General features: G+C 51.4%; 1 protein-coding gene. It reads right to left on the reverse strand.

What is annotated here, in order from left to right:
* On the reverse strand, positions 1-1,407 hold the full coding sequence (gene gndA / locus JTA15_RS09965) for an NADP-dependent phosphogluconate dehydrogenase (RefSeq protein ID WP_047366475.1): 1,407 nt from the start codon (positions 1,405-1,407) through the stop codon (positions 1-3).
* Between the last annotated feature and the right edge of the window lie 28 nt (positions 1,408-1,435).

Below are 1,435 nucleotides of genomic sequence, written 5' to 3' on the forward strand. Positions count from 1 at the left end.
TTAATCCAGCCATTCGGTATGGAACACACCTTCTTTATCGGTACGTTTATAGGTATGCGCACCGAAGTAATCACGCTGCGCCTGAATCAGATTCGCTGGCAGCACGGCAGCACGGTAGCTGTCATAGTATGCCACCGCAGCGGAGAAGGTCGGTACAGGGATACCGTTCTGCACAGCGTAAGCAACCACGTCACGCAGCGCCTGCTGGTATTCGTCCGCGATTTTCTTGAAGTACGGTGCCAGCAGCAGATTCGCGATACCGGCATTTTCAGCGTACGCATCAGTAATTTTCTGCAGGAACTGAGCGCGAATAATGCAACCCGCACGGAAGATCTTCGCGATTTCGCCGTAGTTCAGATCCCAGTTGTTTTCGTCTGAAGCGGCACGAAGCTGAGAGAAGCCCTGCGCGTAGGAGACAATTTTACCCAGGTACAGAGCACGGCGAACTTTCTCGACGAATTCAGCTTTGTCACCGGCTGGTTTAGCCTGTGGGCCAGACAGCACTTTGGATGCCGCTACACGCTGCTCTTTCAGAGAAGAGATATAACGTGCAAATACGGATTCGGTGATCAGAGACAGCGGTTCACCCAGATCCAGAGAGCTCTGGCTGGTCCATTTACCGGTACCTTTGTTCGCAGCTTCGTCCAGAATCACATCAACCAGGTATTTACCCTCTTCATCTTTCTTGGTGAAGATATCTTTGGTGATGTCAATCAGGTAGCTGTTCAGCTCACCTTTGTTCCACTCGGTGAAGGTCTCGGCGAGTTCTTCGTTAGAGAGGTTCAGGCCTCCTTTCAGCAGAGAATACGCTTCTGCAATCAGCTGCATATCGCCGTATTCGATGCCGTTATGAACCATTTTAACGTAGTGGCCAGCACCGTCAGGACCGATATAGGTAACGCACGGCTCACCATCTTCAGCAACGGCTGCAATTTTGGTCAGGATAGGCGCAACCAGTTCGTACGCTTCTTTCTGACCGCCAGGCATGATAGATGGACCTTTTAGTGCACCTTCTTCACCGCCGGATACGCCGGTACCGATAAAGTTAAAGCCTTCTTCAGACAGTTCACGATTACGACGAATGGTATCGTGGAAGAAGGTGTTACCGCCATCAATGATGATGTCGCCTTTGTCCAGGTAAGGTTTCAGGGAATCGATGGCTGCATCGGTACCTGCGCCCGCTTTCACCATTAACAGGATACGACGAGGCGTTTCCAGGGACTCAACAAACTCTTTAACCGTATAGAAAGGAACCAGTTTCTTACCTGGGTTCTCAGCGATGACTTCTTCGGTCTTATCACGGGAGCGGTTGAAAACGGAGACGGTATAACCACGGCTTTCGATGTTGAGCGCCAGGTTGCGCCCCATCACTGCCATACCGACAACGCCGATCTGTTGCTTGGACATTACTTACTCCTGTCAGGTGTGGTCCCGC

The organism is Enterobacter sp. BIDMC 29 (assembly GCF_019378755.1).
GTDB classification, from domain to species: Bacteria; Pseudomonadota; Gammaproteobacteria; order Enterobacterales; family Enterobacteriaceae; genus Enterobacter; species Enterobacter ludwigii.